The organism is Paenibacillus sp. R14(2021), assembly GCF_019431355.1.
In the GTDB taxonomy this organism is placed as follows: domain Bacteria; phylum Bacillota; class Bacilli; order Paenibacillales; family Paenibacillaceae; genus Paenibacillus_Z.
This window is the reverse complement of sequence record NZ_CP080269.1, coordinates 2,366,097-2,381,085: the sequence shown is the minus strand read 5'-3', so window position 1 is coordinate 2,381,085 and position 14,989 is coordinate 2,366,097. Positions and strand designations below refer to the sequence as shown.

Here is a 14,989-nt window from a genome sequence, read left to right as displayed (position 1 = left end):
AAATGTCCAAACGAATGAGGGAAGCGGTAACCGGCTACGTGCTTGTGCTTCCTTGGATCATCGGCTTCCTCTTGTTTATGGCGTACCCGATTTACTTCTCGCTATACATGAGCTTCAATCGGGTCACGATTACTTCAACGGGCATCGAAACCCAGTATATTCACGGGGACAATTACAAATACGCCTTCTTGTCCGATCCGGAGTTCGTCGAGAAGCTGCTGCTGTTCATTAAATCGGTTATCGGCATGATCCCGATCATTATCGTGTTCGCCATGCTTGTCGCGCTGCTCATCAATCAGCCGATCAAGATGAAAGGCTTCTTCCGGGCGATCTTCTTCTTGCCTGTCGTTATTACGAGCGGCGAGGTTGTCAACGAGCTGTTCAGCCAAGGTGCGACGTCGATACCGCTCGTAGAGAAGTACGGCATCGTGCAGATCATACAGGATAACCTGAGCCCCGCATGGTCGACGCCGATCATTGGCCTTATCCAGCAGCTGATCCTCATTCTGTGGTTCTCCGGCGTGCAAATTCTGATCTTCCTTGCCGGGCTGCAGAAGGTCAACAAGCAGGTGTTCGAAGCGGCATCCATCGACGGAGCATCGCCGTGGGTCATCTTCTGGAAAATCACGCTGCCCGCCATCAAGCCGTTCATCGCGGTAAATTTGATTTACACGACCGTCGATTTGTTCACGAACTCGTTCAGCGACGTCATCGTGCTGATCAAGGAAAATATGTTTCGGCTCGATACCGGCTTCGGCTATGCAACGGCTCTGTCCTGGATTTACTTCGGCGTCATCTTCGTCATGCTGCTGCTCATTCTGCTCATGTTCAGAAATGTCGATGATGTGCCCATGAAACGGAGGAAAGCTAGTGGAACACGTTAAACAGCTGCTGAACAAGGCGCTGCTCATCCGTCTCTTCTACCGCGGCAAACGTATTCTTCTCGGCAGGCAAGGCAACGACGGCATTATTTTTAAGCTGTTCGTCTACGGCCTGTTGATCAGCGTCGGCTTCGTCTACCTGTATCCGATCTTGTACTTGGTCTCCCAGAGCTTCAAGAGCCTGCCGGATTTGCTTGATCCGACGGTGCTCTGGATCCCGCAGAAGCTGTATGTTCAAAATTTCGTTCAAGCCTATAAGGTGCTCGACTTCATGACTTCGTTCTGGACGTCGGTCATGAATTCGGCGCTCCCGGCCATCGGCCAGACCGTCTCTTGCGCGATCATAGGCTATGGCTTGGCGAAATTCCGTTTTCCGGGCAAGCCGGTCATTTTCGGCCTTATGATGATTACCTTCATCATTCCGACGCAGGTGGTCATGATTCCGCTCTTCCTGCTCTTCCAGGAATACGGCATGCTTGGCTCTTCGCTCCCCTTTATCGTGCCGGCTCTACTGGGTCAAGGCATCAAAGGCGTGCTGTTTATCCTGATTTATACGCAGTTCTTCCGCACGATTCCGCTATCGCTGGAGGAAGCGGCGCAAATGGACGGCGCGGGCTTTATCCGCACGTTTTTCCGGATTATATTGCCGATCTCCGCTCCGGCGCTAGTCGTCGTGTTTCTGTTCTCGATGGTGTGGCATTGGAATGAGACCTATTTGACCTCGCTATATTTGGGCGAGAATTTAACGACGCTGCCGCTGAAGCTGAAAACCTTCAACGACACCTATTCGAGGATGTACTCGTCCGTTACGACGGCCGGGAAACAGCAGAATATTAACGAATCCATTCGGATGGCGGGGACGCTGCTCATTGTATTGCCGCTCCTCATCCTCTATCTGTTCGCGCAGAAGCGCTTTACGGAGGTTGTGGATAAGACAGGTATTACGGGGGAATAAGCCAAGGCTGCTCACCCATTAATTCTCCTATAAGGTGGTAATCAACATGTCAAAGAGACTGAAAGTTGCTGTAATCGGCGCCGGAGGAATTTTCCAATGGGCGCACTCGGAGCCGCTCAAGACGCATCCCGAGCTTGAAATCGCCGCAATCGTCGATCTTGATCTGGCTAAGGCGGAGGCCGCTGCCAAGCAGCACGGCATCCCGCTGGCGTTCAGAGACTACCGCGACGTGCTGGAAATGGAAGACATCGATATTATCGATATTTGTACGCCGAACCTGTTCCACTCCGAAATCGCGGTTGCGGCGCTGGAAGCCGGCAAACATGTCTTCTGCGAGAAGCCGGATGCGGTAAGCCCTGAAGAGGCGGTCAAAATGCAGCGGGCAGCGGAGAAGAGCGGCAAAGTGCTGATGGTTATGCGCAACAACCGGTTCCGCCCCGCTTCCAGGTTCATTAAGCAGTGGATTGAAGAAGGCGGAATGGGCGAAGCCTATGCGGGCCGCTGCGGCTGGACCCGCCGGCGGGGTATTCCGGGCAAAGGCGGCTGGTTTACGACGAAAGAGCTGTCCGGAGGAGGCCCGCTGATCGATCTCGGCGTCCATTTTATCGACTTGGCAATTTGGTTCATGGGCAATCCCAAACCGGTTTCCGTGACGGGCGCAACCTACACGAAATTCGCAGACAGTGACGACATTGCGGGCTCGGAGCATAGCAAGTTCGGCGAGAAGTCGGAGGATGAGGGCATATTCGACGTGGAAGACTTGGCGATCGGCTTCATCCGGTTCGATAACGGCGCTTCGCTGCAGATCGAATTCAGCTGGGCTTCCAATATCGACGAAGAGGCTAATTTCGTAGAGCTGCGGGGCACGAAAGCCGGCTTTAATTTCCGCAATGGCAAGCTTGGCATCTACGGCGAATCAAGCGGCGTCGTTACGGATCTGTTTCCGCATCTGGGCGAAGATACCGGCGGACACGGCGAGAACCTGTACCACTTCGTGGAAGTCGTAACAGGCCGCGCGAAGCCGATATTCACGATCGACCAGGGCGTGGATATGATCAACATCTTAACTGCAATCTATGAATCCGCCCGCACCGGCTCCGAAGTTAAACTGTAAGGGAACGCGCAATTGAAGTACCGGGGATGTAGCGAGGAATCCAATCACAACGATAATCGGGAGGCAGAACAAATGAAATATTCCATTCCGTCTTATTCGTTTCACGGGTTGCACAGCGAAGGCAAGATTGATCTCTTCGGGTATTTCGAAACGGTCAAATACCGTTATCATTTGGATTCGGCGGATATATGGAACATGATGTTCGTGAGCTTCGAGGAGGACTACCTGAGGAAATTGAGAGAAGCGCTCGATGAGAAAGGCATGTACGTGGCCAACCTGTGCGTGGATTATGCTGAGGTATGGGATACCGATCCGCAGCAGCGTGAAATATTCTATCAAAACGGGCTTAAAAATCTCAGAGCCGCAGCTGTTCTGGGCGCGCAAACCGTTCGGATCGATATGGGCGGGCGCGAGCTGGAAATGACGGAGGAGCAGTTCGACTATACGGTCAAGCGTTACAAGGAGTATGCGGCCTACGCGGCGGAGCACGGGTTTATGGTCGGTCCCGAAAATCATTGGGGATCTTCGAGAGTGCCTGCCAATATCAGAAAAGTATACGAAGCGGTGGATCATCCGAATTTCGGCATCCTGCTGCACTTTGACAACTGGGATGTCGACAAGGAGAACGGCGACCGGCTTTGTGCGAAATACGCCTTCCATACGCATTTGGCGGCATGGGTTATTCCAGATTGCGAAGAGAAGCTGTCGATCCTGCAGGAGGCGGGCTACAAGGGACATCTGGGCATCGAGCACCACTCCTCCAAGAACGAGTATTCGCAGGTGGCGTGGCAGTTCGCGACAGCGCGCAATACATGGAACTTGATGCAGTCGAAGTCGAAATAGGCGGGAATTACGATCAAATCCGGGGAGTGTGGCGTGTGAAGAAGATCAGAATCGGCATTATCGGAGCAGGTTTAATCGGTCGGCAGCATTTGGAGAACTATGCGAAACTCGAGGGCGCGGAAGTCGTAGCGCTATGCGATACCAACCAAGAGCAGCTGCGGAAAACGGCGGAGCAGTTCGGCGTCCCGCATACGTATACGGATTTTCGCGAGCTAATACAGCGCGAAGATCTGGACGGCGTGGACGTATGCTTGCATAACAACCTCCATGCTCCGATTACGATTGCAGCGCTGGAAGCAGGGAAGCATGTCTATTGCGAGAAGCCGATCGCGGGCTCCTATGCGGACGGCCAGCGGATGCTCGACGCGGCAAAGCAGCATGGCAAAATGCTGCATGTTCAGCTCAGCTTTCTCTATCATATCGAGACGCTAGCGGCGAAAACATTAATCGAAGAAGGCAAGCTCGGCAAGCTCTATCATGCACGTTCGACCGGCCATCGCAGACGCGGCCGCCCATTCGTGGACGGCTACGCGACGAAGGAATTCAATCGCAAGGCTGATGCATCCGGCGGCGCGTTGTTCGATATGGGCGTATACCGCATCTCGCAGCTACTCTATCTGATGGGCATGCCGAAAGTGAAAACGATTTCCGGCAAGACGTACCAAGAGGTAGCGATGGACGAGAAGCGCAGAGAAATCAGCGGCTTCGACGTCGAAGAGCTGGGCGTGGGCTTTGTCCGGTTCGAAGGCGGGCTAACGCTCGATATCATTGAAGCCTGGGCGATTCATCTGAACGGCTTTGAAGGCAGCAGCCTCGTCGGCAATACCGGCGGGGTCCGGTTCCCGGGTCATACGAGCCAGGGGGAAACGCCGTTCAGTTACCACACGCAGCTGAGCGATATGGATATGGATGCGACCTTTGATCTCGGGTATGCGAACTACCGCTGGCATGCGCTTCGCGAGAATACCGACGCCTACGATTCGTCGCAGCATCACTGGATTGCCGCGCTTCAAGGCAGAGTGGAGCTGCTGCCGACGGCAGAAATCGCGCTGCAAACGATACTGGTCAGCGAAGGCATCTACTTGTCCGATCAATTGGACCGGGAAGTAACGGTAGACGAAGTGATTGCATCGTCCAAATCGCTTGCCATTAAACTATAACGGCCAGCCACCGTCAGGAGAAAGGGATTCCTATGATTGAAATCATCCATAAGCAAATCGTGATCGACGGCAAGCCCCAACTGATCTTTTGCGGCGAATTGCACTATTACCGGCTTCCTCGGACGGAGTGGCAGGACCGTATCAATAAGCTGAAGGATACCGGGTGCAATGCGGTTGCTTCTTACGTTCCTTGGCTCTGTCATGAGCCGATTGAAGGGCAGTTCGATTTGGACGGCCATACCCGGCCGGAGCTTGATCTCGCCGGATTCATTGATCTCTGCCAGGCCAACGGGCTTTATTTCTTCGTCCGCCCGGGTCCGTTCATCATGGCGGAAATGAAGAACGAAGGCATTCCTTACTGGGTGTATGAGAAGCATCCGGAGGTGATCCCCCTGGGCTGGGACGGCGCCGCGGCGACGACGCGCACGCTCGATTATTTGGCGCCGGGCTTTCTTGCGGCTGCGCGCAGCTGGTATGCTGCAGTCATGGCGGTCGTTGCGCCCCGGCTGCATGGCAAAGGCGGAACGGTAATCGGCGTACAACTCGACAATGAGATCGGCATGCTATCCTGGGTCAGCAATTGTCCGGATTTAACGGAACATGTTGTTGCCGATTTCGCTGATTGGCTGGGCAGAACCTATGAGTCCGAAGTGCTGAAGGAGCGGTACCCATTCAGCTTGGAGGATGGTAATGTTCGCATTGAAGCAATACGTTCGCCCGGGGAAAGCTATGCCGCGGAGCTGCTGCATGATTTGGGTTATTACATGCGTAACCGGTTTGCCCGTTACGCGGCGACGCTTCGCTCCTATGCGGAGGAGTTCGGCGTTCGCGATGTGCCGTTCTTCATTAACATTCACGGAACCGGCGGTGGCAGGGGATTTACATATCCGATCGGTATCAGCCAGCTCTATGAAGCCTATACGCAGGCTCCCGGGTATGTGTCCGGCTCGGATATCTATCTTGGCGACTTGACGATAAGCAATTTCCAGGACTTATACCTGATCAACGGCTTCATGGATGCCGTCCATTTGCCGGACCAGCCGCTGACGTCGCTTGAATTCGAATGCGGCGACGGCAATTACGGCAACAACCTATCGGGCCGCTACGATGTGTCGGCAGCGGATTTTAAGACGCGCATGTGCATTGCGCAGGGCAACCGGATGATCAACTACTATTTGATGACCGGCGGATTCAACTATCGAATGGACATCAAAACCGGGGACGGCAATGACCGTGTCTCTTTTACCGGCGAACGTCACGGCTTCGCAGCCCCGATCAGTCCCGAAGGCGAGCTCAACTATACCTATCCGCGCATGACGCGCGCCATCAAGACGATGATGGCCGCGGGCGATAAGCTTGCGGTCATGAAAGAAGAACTCGACGACGTTGCGTTCGCATTTATCCCCGACTACTACATGACGGAGTATCGCTATCCGAAGAGCGGGAAGGTTGGCGAGATACTGGCGAACATTGAAGAAAACCGAGCAAACGGCGGATGGGAAATCATGGGCCGATCCATGCTGCTTGCAGGTTATCGGTTCGGTTCGGTGGATATTCAGCATAAGCCGCTCGATCCGGCAGCGACGCCGGTATTGGCTCTGCCTTGCGCACTTTATTTAAGCGCAGACATTCAGCGTAAGCTGGCGGACTATATAATTGAAGGAGGCGGTCTGCTGCTGTACGGCCAAGTGCCGCAATATGATATGGAAGGCAAACCATGCACGATTCTTAGCGATGTGCTTGGCATCCGGGTACAAGGGACGGTACAGAACAGTCACAACATGTCGCCGGCCGTCGTTGCCGCAGGCTGGGCTTCCGGCCGTCCGGAAGTGCACACGGCTGCCGCCCAGCTGCTGGAGTCAGGTCGGAATGAAGTGATCCTGCATATGTATGAAACGGGCGCGGCGTGCGGCGTTGAAGCAAGCGTCGGCAGCGGCCGTGCCATTTTTATTACGGCCGCATACAGCTGCGACGTAGCTTTGTTCCGAGAGGCGCTTGAGCGGTTAGGCGCCAAAGCCGGCTTGACGCATGATCATCGTGATCTGGGGCTGTTCACGACTTCGACCGTGAATAACGCCGGAGAACGATTCATTCATGTGCTTAATCTGGACGGCTTCGATAAGGAGTTCCATCTGACCGAGCATGGCGTTAAGCTGTTCGGCGGGCGGCCATTGACGATGTCCGGCAAGGACGGCGCGATGCTGCCGGTCGGCGTTGCGTTCGGCGATATTCGCATCGCTTACGCAACCGCAGAAATCACGTCTGTATCGGGCGACGCAATCTCGTTCCGATTGACGCAGCCGGAGGATGTCATCGCGTTTGAAACAACGCGCGTCATCACCCCAAGTGCGGATTACACGGTTGAAGATAAAGGCGGCATGAAGTTTGTCATGTCGCGTAAGCATGCTAAGGTGGATGACAGGCTGAAGGTCCGTTTTCAACCGTAATTCCTATCTATATAAGTTGATCTATGGATTTTGGGCTACGTCCGCAAACATAACCGAAAAGCATCGCATGGAGTAGGTTTTTCCAAACTCACGGCCGATGTAGTCTCCTATGAATCGATGTGTCCAACTAAACTTTGCTATAAAGCCGACTCAGTATGGATTAGTAGGCGAAGCAAATGCAAATAAGAAAAAACAAGTCAACGATTAGCTGACTTGTTTTTTCGTTTCTCTTAATTAAAGTCAATAAAGTGGATTTACTGTTCTTCCCTGCTGAAAAAGCTGGAATGGGAATTAAAAAAGATGACCGGCTGCCTTGTTCATGCGGCTTTTTCGCGCCATGCGATCCGTGTCAGCGTTCTACCATGGCGTCGGCGTACGGCGCGCGCCTCTCCAATTGAGCGCGTTCGTCAGCAGGAGCAGGACGAAGTACAGGCAGAGCGAACCGGCGATGGAGCTGACGGCGCTCCCGAGCAGCGGCACGCCATGGGCGATCAGGTAGTCGAAGGCCGAGCGTCCGCAAAGCGCCATGAGCACCATGCAGAAACCGATTTTGATATAAGGGGACATTTTCCAATAGAAGCCGATTGTGCTTGAAATAGACAAGAAGTTCAACAGCGCCTGCACGACGATGCCAATGCCGATGCCGAACGTAACGCCGGCGATGCCGAATTGGCTGCCGAAGACGAAGATCGAGGCCGCCCTGAGCGCGGTGGCTGCGACATAGTTCCATAACGTTGCACTCGCACGGCCAAGACCGAGCAGAATGGCATGCAGCGGCGCGTCGAAGTAGTGGAGGAAAAATAGCGGCGCCAATATTTTCAGCAATAGGCCGGCTTCCGGGGCGTTGTAGACGAGCGTGGTGAGGGGAACGGCCCAGACATACAGAATTACAGTTGCCGGAGCGCCGACCAGAAGCCCGAGGCCAAGCGCCTGGTTCATCCGTTCATGCATGAGCATACTGTTCTTGTTTGCCGATGCTTCGCCGATCGCGGGCACGAGCGCGGTAGACAAGGATTGCGTAATAAAGCTCGGCATAAAGAGCAGCGGAAACGCGTACCCGGCCAGCAGGCCGAATTGTTTCGTGGCTGCTGCCGTGCTGATGCCGGCCAGCGCGAGGCTCGTCGTAATAAGCAGCGGCTGAAACGCGCCGTATACCGATTGGATGACGCCTTGTCCGGTAGTCGGCAGGCCGATCCGCAGCAGCTCGGAGAGCGTGCTTCTTCCTTGCTTTAGATGGCTTGCCCATGTATCGCCCGGCATCTTGGTCTCTCCGCGCAGCTTGTAGCTGACGAGCAGAAAAGAAAGGCTGATCGCTTCGCTGACGACGGAGGCGGCCATCGCTCCGGCGGCTGCATAAGCAACGCCGTATGGCATCAGCAAATGGACCAATGCGAGTACGCAGGCAATTTGCACCGTATGCTCGAGCACGTCGGATGCAGCGATGGTCTTCATCTGCTGCATGCCGCGAAAATACCCTTTCAGCACGGCGGAGACGGCAATGATCGGCGCAATCGGAGTAATCGCGAGCATGGCGTAATAGGCGCGCTGGTCGCTCAGCAGGAGAGAGGCAATCCACTGGGAGCCGAGCAGCGAGGCGGTCGTAAGCAGCACGCTCAGGAAGCCGGTGACAACGAGCGAGACGTGCAGAATACGCCTTACTTTCATCCGCTCGCCGCGGGCGCTGGCCTCCGCTACCAGCTTGGAGATCGCAACCGGTAAGCCAAGCTCCGTGATGGTAATGACGAGCGGCACGAGCGGGTGGGCCATCATGAGGATGCCGATGCCCTCGGCACCGAGGACGCGCGCGACATACATGCCGCTGATAAAGCCGAGAATCCGGTTAATAAACGCAGCGACAGATAAGACTAGCGTACCCCTCATGAACGAATGTTCCGGCGAAGCCATATCTCACTTCCTCCTGATCTTGATCTTGGCATACTTAAATGTATTCATCATTCGGAAAAGCATGCGAACGAGCTTGGGATTGCAACTTGCCATGCTGCGTACCACCTGGATGATGATGGTATTCATAATACGAAGATCGACTACATTTTATAATTATTGAGCTAACGACATGGTCAGGCTGGCATTTCAGCAGCATCTGACGAATTATACGGCTTTATGCGCACGTGACTTCGCCGGCCAAGCAGGTCATCACAGAACATCTCGAGTACGCGCGGCAAAATATCGTCAACGTCATAGCTTCTGCCGGCGGAGAACAGACACAGGCTGCTGAGGATACGTGGCAGGCGGCGACTGTCGCTTGCTTCGCCGTGCAATGAAAGCTGGCGGAACGCGTGTTAACGTTGACGGATAAGTGAGCGTTTGCAATTATAAAACTGTGAAGGAATAATTATTCGATGTTAAATGGTCGCATTGCCATTATTACAGGATCGACAAGAGAGATCGGCCAAGCGACCGAATAGTCGGTTGTACAAATAGGCAGCCGATGGCTGCAGGTAAAGCTCCCGCCCGGCGCAGTCATCCGCCTGAAGGTTGTCATGACCGCTATGCCAACAAACCAACTTATGGCGATCCGTGGACGCCGCAGGCGGCGGAGCCGCTTATTAACGGACGGACGCAATACTAGCAGGAAGCGATATCCCTTCATAGCGGCAGAGTATAGGATGCACGGCATCCGATTCTGCCGCTGTCCGTTGCAATTCCAAATGAATTAAATGGGGGAATGAACGGTGAGAGACACTTTCGCTTCGAATCTTCCGAATCATGAGGTCTTAGATTGGTTTACGATCCAGTCGGCAGTTCCGCTGGGCGGGAGACTCAATAAGCACTGGCTTGTGAACTTGAAGGGCGAGCGCTTTGTTTTGCGCCAATGGTCGAACGGAACACCGCTTGAGGATGTCGAGTACGAGGTGAATTTGCTCGCAAGCATCGCGCAGCTGGGATGGCCGGTTGCGGCCGTCATCGAAGGACCGGTCATGCTCGCGGGGAATATATGGGGGCTCTTTCCATTTCTTCACGGCGAACCGCCGTCAGCAGCGGACGCGAAGACTGAACAGCGTGCAAGGGGGCGCCTTATGGCTCAATTTCACTATGAGCTGAGCAAGCTCAGTGGAATCGGACAGCGCAAGGATTGGCGGCGATGTGAAGAAATTCTCATTGATTACGAGCTAGATCGATTACTGTCGGCGCATGAACAGAGGAGACCCGAGGAAGTACGCATCTTGCGGTGGCATCTGGAGCGTGCCCGTAAGCGGGTGGAGAGGCTTGAGCTTCATTCCCGGCCGGGTATCGTGATCCATGGTGATTTTACACCGTGGAACTTACGCTTCCATGAAGGTAAGCTGTCCGGCCTGCTCGACTTCGAGCTTGCGCATTGGGATCATAGAGTCGGCGAATTTGCGCTCTCTTGGCGGGGGAAATACGACGAAGTCGTACTCGGTTATGACGAAGTATCACCCCTCGATCCTGCGGAGTGGGAACTCATCACTCCGATGTGGTGGGCAGGACTCATTGAAGGCGCCTGCAGGCATCTGAAGGAAGGCAAGCAAGACGACGGCTGGATCATCAAGAAATTGTTGGAGCGCTCGCCCTTGATGGGACAGGATGCCGTTCCATTTCGTTAATCGGCGGCTGCACTGCTGGAAGCTCCAACATGCAGGCCGCTATCCTTCATTTCTATTACGGGAGCGTGAGCACGGAAGATGACGACTAAGGCTTTGCAGCGGCTGCGGGTAAGCGGGAACAAACGATATTTGGTACAGGAGGACGGCACGCCCTTCTTCTGGCTGGGCGATACCGCATGGGAGCTGTTTCACAAATTAAGCCGCGAGGAAGCGGATCACTATTTGCGAACGAGGGCGGAGCAGCGGTTCAATGTGGTGCAGGCCGTCGCGCTGTCGGAATTCGACGGTGTCGCGACCGGATCCCATTACGGGCGGAGGCCGCTGAAGCAAAACGCGCTGGGCTTGTACGACCCGGCGCTGCCCGATGTTGATGCGGACGACAATTACTGGACGCATGTCGATTATATCGTGGACCGTGCCGCCGAATACGGGCTCTACATCGCGTTCCTTCCGACTTGGGGCGACAAGTACAATAAGGAATTATTCGGTAAGGGACCGGAAATCTTCAACGGCGACAATGCGCGGGTCTACGGACGATGGCTCGGCGAGCGCTACGGCAGCAGGTCCAATATCATTTGGGTGCTCGGCGGAGACCGCTCCCTAATTACGCGGAATCATTTTGAAGTCAACAATTCGCTCGCGGCGGGGATTCGGGAAGCCGTCGGCGATTTGCAGCTGATTACGTTTCACCCAAGCGGCAACACGTCTTCCTCGCGTCATATGCACGACGAGCCGTGGCTGGATTTCAACATGATTCAATCCGGGCATCACGAGCAGGTGCGCGAGAACTACAAGCATGTGAGCGCGGATTACGGCAGGCTGCCCGTCAAGCCGACGCTGGACGCGGAGCCTTGCTACGAGGACCACCCCGTTAATTTCAATCCGCTCAAAGGATATTTCGATCAAGCGGATGTGCGCCAAGGGGCTTATTATGCGGTATTCTCCGGCGCGTTCGGGCATACCTATGGCCATCACAGTATCTGGTCGATGACGACGGAGCCCGCGCCGTATTTCATCATGACCTGGCAGGATGCGCTGCATCGCCCGGGGGCATCGCAAATGTGGCATATTCGGCAATTAATCGAAGATCGTTCGTTCCTCGACCGGGTGCCGGACCAAAGCTTGATTGCAAGCCAATTCGAAGGCGCCAACTACATGGTTGCGACCCGCGGCGAGCATTATGGCTTGATCTACAGCCCGAACGGCATTCCGTTCCGGGCATCGCTCGGCAAATGGACGGGAGACGTCGTCCATGCATCCTGGTTCGATCCGCGCACCGGCGAATACAGCCGCATCGGCGAATTTCCGAACAGCGGAGAAGCCGCGTTCACGCCGCCGTCGAGCGGCCGGGGCAGCGACTGGGTGCTGGTGCTGCAGGCTGCGGAATAACGATATTAGGCGCGGCGCATTGCCGCGCGTTTTCAATTCATAGGTCATCATGACGCCCGGGTGTGAACGCTGTTCGCGCCTTGACGAACAATCGAACGATGGTCCCTTTACTTGTTATTAGTGAAAATTTGGGAACCAAGGTCAACTGGTCCGGTTCGGAAATTACGGTCGCAAAAAGCGATATGCAGGTAATCTAAAAACTGAAGAGCAATGCAGCGGTGAAAAACGGTAAAACGGTGCTGTTTGATGTCAAATCATATATAAAGGATAATCACACGATGGTTGATGTTAGGACTGTGCGAACAATCAAGGTCTTTAGATCGTTCATACGTTTAGGGGTATTGGGCGTGGAATTGTTCAGCATGTCACATAGGGCTACTAAGTCTTCTAGCTTGGATAGAATTTTCCAATTGTCGTTTAGAGCGGCTCCTGCCTCCTTATAGGCTTGGATAAAATGGGTTTCGTACGCGGACCCCGCTTCTTCATATCGTAACATTCCACCGATATCCGCATATCGACTCCAAGAAAACGCATCTTCCCAGTCTAGAACAGCTGAGACTGAGAAACCTTTTGCTTTTTGTTGAACCAATATGTTTAGACCGTTGTAATCGGAATGAAGGAGGACAGGAGGTTCGACGTTTTCGTTCAATAAAGAACTACATGTTTGGCAAAACGACCAAACCTTGCGTGTATACTCTTCCCCAAGCCAAAGACCGCAATTAGCGTGTAAACATTCGTCGATGTACGAGAGAAAACGTTCACCGTTCATGTTAAGATGGTCCCTGACTTTAAGGTTTTCCCCGAAAAATCCCGAATCCGTAAATGTAAACGCATGTATGTTAGCAAGCACTTTGCCAGCTGCTGCGGCAGCTGAAGTGATATCCTGAAGACTACCTGTTTTGATCACATCCCATAGCAGAACCCCCTCTTTCCACTCTAAGATGGACCAAGGCTTATCTATCAAACTGCAACTTGTATCAGCGAATATGAAATTGGCTATCGGTACACGTCCGTCTACTAATCGTGCGATGTCTATCTCCTTGTCTGCAACCCCCTTGTCACCCCTATATAAGCGAAGAACTAATGGTTCCGTAGAGCCATCCAGATAGATTTTGTAGTTGGAATTACTCAGTCCGACGCCAATTCGTTCAAAATATACGACTCGTTTATTCGGAAAAGCTGGTTTGACTAGCTCATTAATTTGTTTAGCATTCAAAGAAGAGGGCTGCTCAATTCGTTCCCAACTGTCTTTCATAGCTTCCTCCATTTTTCTTTAATCAATTATTTTTCACCTAAGTCAATTATACACCAAATGGAAAATGGAGGGAGAAGAGTTCAACATTAAGGCCACCATTGTAGGTCACAAATCGGTTTCATTAATCGTCGACAAAGGATCGCAGCCAGGAGGCCGAGCCGTTTCGGGAGCTCATGCTCTTTTTAAGAGTGCACAAATACACCACCAAAATAAAAAGTGGTCAATCAGTAATAACTGGCTCATAATACGACAGGTACGATAGTTCATTACAACCATGGGGGCAGCCGGTCAGGACGATCGGCATTACCTTTAAATCGGGGTGAACAAAATTAAAGGCGAATCAAAGCAGTTTATACTTCTAGTTGTCTTTATTTATTCTGATTTTGTTCTCAGGAGTATGTATTCTAATTTTCTATTTGTATCATTATTTAATAAAACCTGATTTAGGTGGTATCCATCCACAAGTCCAGAAGGTGCTTATACGTTTTCCGTGTGCCCAATCCTACGGATTTGCCTGCTAACTTCAAAGAGACGATACAGGAGCACACGGCATTCCTACCAGACTTGTCTTTTGTTCACTGTGCAGGGAAAGACCCTGCAGGATTGTGCACTAAATGTCGGGAAGGGAATTACCTTCTCTGCTATGCTTTGATTAACGAGGGGAGGCGATATCAGGGATATGCTGGCGCAACTGAACAAAGCTTTAAGCTATATTGAGGAGAATCTTACTGATCGTGTGGACTATCAGGAGGCAGCGAAAATTGCCTGCTGTTCGGAATATCATTTTACACGGATGTTCTCATTCCTTGCAGGCATTACTCTGTCGGAATACATCCGCCGAAGACGCCTAACTTTAGCAGCACTCGAGCTAAGCCACAGTGACATCAAGATCGTTGATGCTGCGATGAAATACGGATATACCTCGCCGGATTCCTTTACCAGGGCTTTCCAAAACATGCATGGGATTACTCCCTCGGAAGCCCGGATCCATGGACAGTCCCTCAAAGCCTTCCCGCGGATGACGTTTCAGCTGACTATCAAAGGAGGAAGTGAAATGAACTACCGAATTGAAGACAAAGAGGCTTTTCGCATAGTGGGGATTAAAAAAAGAGTGCCAATTGTATTTCAGGGGGTGAATCCGGAGATTGCGTCGATGTTTGAAGGACTCACGCCAGAAATGATTGATAAGATTAAGGGCTTTTCGAATGTTCAGCCTTCAGGATTAATCAGTGCTTCCACGAATTTCAGTGAAGGGCGGATGGGGGAGAAAGGAGAGCTCGATCATTACATTGGGGCGGCCACAACGAAAGAAGCAAGTGATGGCTTCGCCCATCTGGAGGTTCCAGCCTCTTAACCGA

At 53.0% G+C, this 14,989-nt stretch carries 12 protein-coding genes and 1 pseudogene; 11 read left to right on the top strand and 2 right to left on the bottom strand.

Features of this window, described 5'->3' with window-relative positions; all coding sequences use genetic code 11:
• The first annotated feature begins 2 nt into the window (after nucleotides 1–2).
• The 6 genes from KXU80_RS11290 (at nucleotide 3) to KXU80_RS11265 (ending at nucleotide 7,400) form a co-directional block, all read left to right on the top strand.
• Nucleotides 3–884 (top strand): carbohydrate ABC transporter permease, encoded by an 882-nt coding sequence (locus tag KXU80_RS11290; protein ID WP_219838268.1) that lies wholly within the window; start codon nucleotides 3–5, stop codon nucleotides 882–884.
• Nucleotides 871–1,836: a carbohydrate ABC transporter permease gene (locus KXU80_RS11285; RefSeq protein ID WP_258171354.1), complete on the top strand. Its 966-nt coding sequence runs from the start codon at nucleotides 871–873 to the stop codon at nucleotides 1,834–1,836. Before KXU80_RS11290 ends, KXU80_RS11285 begins: the two co-directional genes overlap by 14 nt.
• A 46-nt stretch (nucleotides 1,837–1,882) precedes the next feature.
• The gene (locus KXU80_RS11280; protein ID WP_219838267.1) at nucleotides 1,883–2,950 is read left to right on the top strand and encodes a Gfo/Idh/MocA family protein; all 1,068 of its coding nucleotides are present in this window, start codon (nucleotides 1,883–1,885) and stop codon (nucleotides 2,948–2,950) included.
• Nucleotides 2,951–3,022: 72 nt separating this feature from the next.
• Nucleotides 3,023–3,793: a sugar phosphate isomerase/epimerase family protein gene (locus tag KXU80_RS11275; RefSeq protein WP_219838266.1), complete on the top strand. Its 771-nt coding sequence runs from the start codon at nucleotides 3,023–3,025 to the stop codon at nucleotides 3,791–3,793.
• Nucleotides 3,794–3,828: 35 nt separating this feature from the next.
• Complete coding sequence (locus KXU80_RS11270; RefSeq protein ID WP_219838265.1) at nucleotides 3,829–4,953, top strand: Gfo/Idh/MocA family protein; 1,125 nt, start codon at nucleotides 3,829–3,831, stop codon at nucleotides 4,951–4,953.
• Between the two features lie 32 nt (nucleotides 4,954–4,985).
• On the top strand, nucleotides 4,986–7,400 hold the full coding sequence (locus KXU80_RS11265; RefSeq protein ID WP_219838264.1) for a beta-galactosidase: 2,415 nt from the start codon (nucleotides 4,986–4,988) through the stop codon (nucleotides 7,398–7,400).
• 357 nt (nucleotides 7,401–7,757) lie between these two features.
• Here the strand turns inward: KXU80_RS11265 and spoVB are convergent, their stop codons facing one another.
• Nucleotides 7,758–9,305 carry a stage V sporulation protein B gene (gene spoVB / locus KXU80_RS11260; RefSeq protein ID WP_219838263.1) on the bottom strand — a complete coding sequence of 516 codons (1,548 nt, stop codon included), beginning with the start codon at nucleotides 9,303–9,305 and terminating at the stop codon, nucleotides 7,758–7,760.
• Between the two features lie 544 nt (nucleotides 9,306–9,849).
• Between spoVB and KXU80_RS11255 the strand changes: the two genes are divergently transcribed.
• The 4 genes from KXU80_RS11255 to KXU80_RS27980 all read left to right on the top strand — a co-directional run bounded on the left by KXU80_RS11255 (nucleotide 9,850) and on the right by KXU80_RS27980 (nucleotide 12,573).
• Nucleotides 9,850–9,990 carry a hypothetical protein gene (locus tag KXU80_RS11255; RefSeq protein WP_219838262.1) on the top strand — a complete coding sequence of 47 codons (141 nt, stop codon included), beginning with the start codon at nucleotides 9,850–9,852 and terminating at the stop codon, nucleotides 9,988–9,990.
• A gap of 103 nt (nucleotides 9,991–10,093) precedes the next feature.
• Complete coding sequence (locus tag KXU80_RS11250) at nucleotides 10,094–10,987, top strand: phosphotransferase enzyme family protein (protein ID WP_219838261.1); 894 nt, start codon at nucleotides 10,094–10,096, stop codon at nucleotides 10,985–10,987.
• Between the two features lie 78 nt (nucleotides 10,988–11,065).
• Entirely contained in the window at nucleotides 11,066–12,376 is a 1,311-nt protein-coding gene (locus KXU80_RS11245; RefSeq protein WP_219838260.1) for a glycoside hydrolase family 140 protein, read from the top strand.
• 98 nt (nucleotides 12,377–12,474) lie between these two features.
• Nucleotides 12,475–12,573: a copper amine oxidase N-terminal domain-containing protein gene (locus KXU80_RS27980; protein ID WP_258171442.1), complete on the top strand. Its 99-nt coding sequence runs from the start codon at nucleotides 12,475–12,477 to the stop codon at nucleotides 12,571–12,573.
• 74 nt (nucleotides 12,574–12,647) lie between these two features.
• Here KXU80_RS27980 and KXU80_RS27975 read toward each other — a convergent pair whose 3' ends face one another.
• On the bottom strand, nucleotides 12,648–13,631 hold the full coding sequence (locus tag KXU80_RS27975; RefSeq protein ID WP_258171353.1) for a phosphotransferase family protein: 984 nt from the start codon (nucleotides 13,629–13,631) through the stop codon (nucleotides 12,648–12,650).
• A gap of 679 nt (nucleotides 13,632–14,310) precedes the next feature.
• On the opposite strand from KXU80_RS27975, the pseudogene KXU80_RS11235 reads away from it, so the two are divergent.
• Nucleotides 14,311–14,982, top strand: a pseudogene (locus tag KXU80_RS11235) (helix-turn-helix domain-containing protein); the annotation flags it as partial.
• Between the last annotated feature and the right edge of the window lie 7 nt (nucleotides 14,983–14,989).

Excerpts from the sequence above, each read along its gene's own strand:
- KXU80_RS11290 (WP_219838268.1), top strand. The coding sequence starts at position 3 with ATGTCCAAACGAATGAGGGAAGCGGTAACCGGCTACGTGCTTGTGCTT.
- KXU80_RS11280 (WP_219838267.1), top strand. The coding sequence starts at position 1,883 with ATGTCAAAGAGACTGAAAGTTGCTGTAATCGGCGCCGGAGGAATTTTC.
- KXU80_RS11275 (WP_219838266.1), top strand. The coding sequence starts at position 3,023 with ATGAAATATTCCATTCCGTCTTATTCGTTTCACGGGTTGCACAGCGAA.
- KXU80_RS11265 (WP_219838264.1), top strand. The coding sequence starts at position 4,986 with ATGATTGAAATCATCCATAAGCAAATCGTGATCGACGGCAAGCCCCAA.
- spoVB (WP_219838263.1), bottom strand. The coding sequence starts at position 9,305 with ATGGCTTCGCCGGAACATTCGTTCATGAGGGGTACGCTAGTCTTATCT.
- KXU80_RS11255 (WP_219838262.1), top strand. The coding sequence starts at position 9,850 with ATGGCTGCAGGTAAAGCTCCCGCCCGGCGCAGTCATCCGCCTGAAGGT.
- KXU80_RS11245 (WP_219838260.1), top strand. The coding sequence starts at position 11,066 with ATGACGACTAAGGCTTTGCAGCGGCTGCGGGTAAGCGGGAACAAACGA.
- KXU80_RS27980 (WP_258171442.1), top strand. The coding sequence starts at position 12,475 with ATGGTCCCTTTACTTGTTATTAGTGAAAATTTGGGAACCAAGGTCAAC.
- KXU80_RS27975 (WP_258171353.1), bottom strand. The coding sequence starts at position 13,631 with ATGAAAGACAGTTGGGAACGAATTGAGCAGCCCTCTTCTTTGAATGCT.